Source organism: Desulfobacula sp. (assembly GCF_021107415.1).
Genome location: NZ_JAIOSW010000218.1, coordinates 1 through 4,717, shown reverse-complemented (window position 1 = coordinate 4,717; position 4,717 = coordinate 1). Strand labels below are relative to the sequence as shown.

Annotated in this window: 4 protein-coding genes; all 4 read left to right on the top strand. The window is 42.1% G+C overall.

The genetic code is table 11. The features are described from left to right. A partial coding sequence (locus tag K8S13_RS11790) for a penicillin-binding transpeptidase domain-containing protein (RefSeq protein ID WP_291462726.1) occupies positions 1–552 on the top strand: 552 nt, incomplete at its 5' end. After that, complete coding sequence (locus K8S13_RS11785; RefSeq protein WP_291462724.1) at positions 549–3,578, top strand: UDP-N-acetylmuramoyl-L-alanyl-D-glutamate--2,6-diaminopimelate ligase; 3,030 nt, start codon at positions 549–551, stop codon at positions 3,576–3,578. The genes K8S13_RS11790 and K8S13_RS11785, both read left to right, overlap by 4 nt. After that, a complete protein-coding gene (locus K8S13_RS11780) occupies positions 3,575–3,712 on the top strand; it encodes a hypothetical protein (RefSeq protein ID WP_291462722.1) in 138 nt (45 codons plus the stop codon). Before K8S13_RS11785 ends, K8S13_RS11780 begins: the two co-directional genes overlap by 4 nt. Positions 3,713–3,723: 11 nt before the next feature. Then, the coding region (gene mraY, locus K8S13_RS11775; RefSeq protein ID WP_291462721.1) for a phospho-N-acetylmuramoyl-pentapeptide-transferase at positions 3,724–4,717 on the top strand (994 nt) is incomplete at its 3' end.

The following is a 4,717-nucleotide window of genomic DNA, read 5'->3' as shown; positions in this document are numbered from 1 at the left end:
GATGCCGGTGCCATCTCCTTTGGCCAGGGTGTTTCTGTTTCCGCCATACAGCTTATCAGTGGTATCAGTGCAATTGCCAATAATGGCAACCTTATGAGACCCATGCTGACAAAAAAAGTCATATCCAATAGTGGAGAAGACTTAAAAGTATATCACCCTGAAATAATCCGGAGAGTCGTCTCCCCAAAAACCGCCCGGCAGGTTAAAAACATGATGAGTCTCGTCGTAAAAGAAGAGGGTACCGGTGTAAAAGCGGCTATGGAAGGATATACGGTATGCGGAAAAACAGGTACCGCTCAAAAAGCTTTAAAAAATAGAAAAGGGTATTCAAAAAGCAATTATATCTCGGTTTTTGCCGGATTTGCACCAGAAGACAATCCGGAACTTGCGATTCTTGTGGTAATTGATGAGCCAAGAAAACAATATTATGGCGGAGATGTGGCAGCCCCGGCCTTTAAAACTATTATGGCCGAATCCTTTAATTATTTAAATATACCCCCTGAAAAAAACAAAACAATGGTCGCCTTATTATCAACCGGAGGAAAAAATTGAAGCTGTCTGACCTGATAAAAGACTGTCCGGTCAAAGATTGTTCAATAGCAGGACTGACCCATGATCCTGAAATTTCCTCTATTGCTTCAAACTCCAGGAATGTCAAGCCCGGTGGACTGTTTATAGCGGTTAAAGGATTTAGCGCTGACGGGCACGATTATATTGATCAGGCTTTTGAAAACGGGGCAGCTGCAGTGATTGCTCAAGACAATCCAAAAAATCTGAAGAATATTATTCTGGTCGATAATTCAAGGCTTTCCATGGCCGCCATTGCCGCCAATTTTTATGGCAACCCGTCAAGAGGACTGACCCTTGTCGGCATCACCGGAACCAATGGCAAAACAACAACCACATGGCTGCTTGAAAGTATATTCAACGTCTGCGGATTTTCAACCGGCGTCATTGGAACCGTCAATATCCGGTATACGGATAAAATTTTTGATAACCCCATAACCACACCTGATTCCATTGATCTTCAAAAAACCCTTTCTGAAATGAAAAAAGCAGGCGTCACCCATGTCATCATGGAAGTCTCTTCCCATGGGCTTGATCTGAGCAGAGTGGATTTTTGCCGGTTTGATGCGGGTGTCTTTACCAACCTGACCCAGGATCATCTGGATTATCACAAAAACATGGATGAATATTTTGATTGTAAAAAAAGATTTTTCACCCGATTTCTTGGATCAAAAGGGAAAAACAACGCCCCTGCTGTTTTAAATATTGATGACCCGAAAGGGGAAGCCCTTTTAAAGTCCCTTGATTATAAAACAATTGCGGTGAGCACAAAAAAGAAAACCGACGCTACCGCTGCTACCGCTGCTACCGCTGCTAACACTGTTGTCGCTAGTGCCACTATTTTTGCAAAAAATATTACAGATGATATTCACGGATTGTCGGGAACCGTTTGCCTGCCCAATGGTTCATTTAATTTAATATCACAACTGACCGGCAAGTTTAATTTAGAAAATATTTTATGCGCTGCGGGAGCTGCCCATGCCTTGGATATCGACCAGCAACAAATTAAAGAAGGGCTTGAAAACTGCCACACAATTCCGGGCCGCTTTGAAAAAATCGATACCTCTATTGACAGATTTCTGTTTGTCGACTATGCCCATACGCCTGATGCGCTTGAAACCATTTTGATCACTTTAAAACTAAGAGCTCCTAAAAGGGTCATTACCGTCTTTGGATGCGGTGGTGACAGGGATCGGTCAAAACGCCCGTTAATGGGACAGATTGCCTGCAAACACAGCGATATTGCCATTGTGACCTCTGATAACCCGAGAACCGAACATCCTGATTCCATCATAGATGATATCCTTGAAGGAATAGACGATTTTCATAAGCTTTCAGACAAAAATCTTAAGTCAACCCCGTTTAAAAAGGGATATCTGGTTGAGGCTGATCGGAAAAAAGCCCTTAAAAAAGCTATTTTTATTTCAAAACCAGATGATATTATTATTGCTGCCGGAAAGGGACACGAAACTTATCAGATCACAAATTCAGGCACTATTCATTTTGATGACAAAGAAGAACTTAAAAAAGCAGCAATTGAATTTTCAGACCAATTTAACCCCATTGCCTGGAAAATCAATGACCTGACAAAGGCACTAGGCTGTGATCCTGTTTTTCTAACGACCCCAAAAGATCATTGTTTTACCGGGATCTCCACAGACTCAAGAACAATTACCCAAACCCGGATTTTCCTTGCCCTTAAGGGAGAGAGCTTTGATGGCCACACTTTTATTAAAAAACTTATTGATAAAGGGATAAAAGGGTTTATTACTCAAAAAGGGTTTGTTGATACACTGGATGAAAACACACAAAAAGAATTACAGCAGAAAAATCTAATTATTTTTGAAACCGGGAATACCTTAACCGCTTTAGGCATGCTTGCCCGATATCAACGGCTCCGTTCAAATGTAAAACTGCTTGCCATTACAGGCTCCAGTGGGAAAACAACCACAAGAAAAATTGCAAAAGAAATATTTAAAACCCAATTTCATACCCACACAACCTTAAAAAATTTTAATAATGAGATCGGGTTACCGCTCACCCTTTTAAATCTTTCCTATGCCCATGAATGGGCCATCGTGGAAATGGGCATGAACCATCCGGGTGAAATATCAAGATTAAGCCGGATAGCACTTCCCGACATTGCTATGATAACCAATACTTCCGGTGTTCACCTTGAAGGGCTTGGCAGCATAGACAATGTGGCAAAAGCCAAGGCTGAAATTTTTGATGGCGTCCGGGAAAACGCGACAGCGATACTTCCAGGCGCTGACCCGAGACGTGCCATCCTTGAAACAAAAGCCAACGGAAAAAAAACCATTAAAAAGCTTCTCTTTTTTGGTTCAAATGATACTTCGGATATTCAACCTGTTAAAATTAAAAACTTTGCAAACTCCATTGAATTTATTGCAAAGGTTAATAACCGGGAGACTGCCTTTTCCATTAACTCCCCTGCCCTTTTTATGGTTGACAATAGTCTTGCTGCAATCCTGGCAGCCAAAACTGCCGGGATCTGTACGGAAAGTATCAGAAAGGGGATAGCCGCCTTTACCCCTGTATCCGGCAGGATGAATATTTACAGACTTTCGAATTCAATCAATATTATCGATGACACATACAATGCAAATCCTGCTTCCGTCACCCAGGCCTTGAATACGCTACAGGCTGTCAGCGGTATTAAAAACAGCATTGCCGTTCTCGGAGATATGCTGGAACTAGGAGAAGAATCGAACAGACTCCACCGCCAGATCGGACAAAAAGCAGCTCTTTCGGGAATCTGTAAATTATATGTTTTTGGCAGCCAGATAAAACACACAATAAAAGGTGCGATTGAAAAAGGGTTTCCACCAGACAATATATTTCACGGTTCAAAAACAAAGATCGCTCAAAAGGTGTTTGAGACCATAAATTCTGACACCTGGGTCCTTGTAAAAGGTTCAAGAGGTATGGCCATGGAAACCGTCATACACGAACTTCAACAAATATTAACGGTCAATTCACAGGGGTTATGATGGATAACTTTAAGGAAAATCGGTCGTTTCATGACAGAAGAAAGTTTACTTACACTGCCCATTCTCCCGAGAGAAGGTCGGGAACGGACAGGAGAAAAATTAATGCAAACAAACTTAATGTAAAGGTGGCATAGGGTTATAATAAATGCTGTACGAATTTTTATATCCATATCATGTTGATTTTACGTTCTTGAATATATTTCGATATATTACATTCAGAACGATTTATGGAGGCCTGACCGCTTTTTTAATCTGTTTTCTTTTTGGACCTTTTGTTATCAAAAAACTTGCCCAAATGCAAATCGGACAGATCATCCAGACCGATGGGCCACAGTCCCATCTGGACAAGCAGGGGACACCGACAATGGGCGGCATCCTGATTCTTTCTTCTATTTTCATGTCCACTGCAATCTGGGGGAACCTGTCCAATCATTATGTAAATATTCTTCTTCTGACCCTGATACTTTTCGGATTTATCGGGTTTATTGATGATTATCTTATGCAGATAAAAAAAAGAAACATGGGGTTTTCTGCCAAAGCTAAGTTATTCATCCAGGTATTGTCTGCCCTGATTATCAGCTGGTTGATCTATGAATGTCCTGATTTTGATTCCAGTCTGACCATTCCGCTCTTTAAGGATGCTTCCCCGGATCTCGGGATCTGGTACATCCCCTTTGCCTGTCTTGTCATTGTGGGGACATCAAATGCCGTAAACCTGACCGACGGACTTGACGGGCTTGCCATCGGCCCCTATATCGTTGCCAGTGTCACTTACATGTTATTCGCCTATGTTGCAGGGCACGTCCAGATCGCTGAATATCTTCATGTCAGGCATATTGCCTCTGCCGGTGAAATAGCCGTGATCTGCGGAACCCTGGCCGGTGCGGGATTAGGGTTTTTATGGTTTAATGCACACCCGGCCCAAATCTTTATGGGAGATTCAGGATCTATCCCTCTGGGCGCCATTTTAGGAACCATTGCTGTTGTTACAAAGCAGGAAATTCTCTTGCTTATTGTCGGTGGGCTGTTTGTGGTTGAAGCCTTATCCGTCATCATCCAGGTGGTATATTTTAAACTGACAAAAGGAAAAAGAATCTTTCGAATGGCCCCCCTGCATCATCACTTTGAACTTAAAGGCT

Bases quoted from the DNA above. Each gene is read 5' to 3' on its own strand.
- K8S13_RS11780 (WP_291462722.1), top strand. From the start codon at position 3,575: ATGATGGATAACTTTAAGGAAAATCGGTCGTTTCATGACAGAAGAAAG.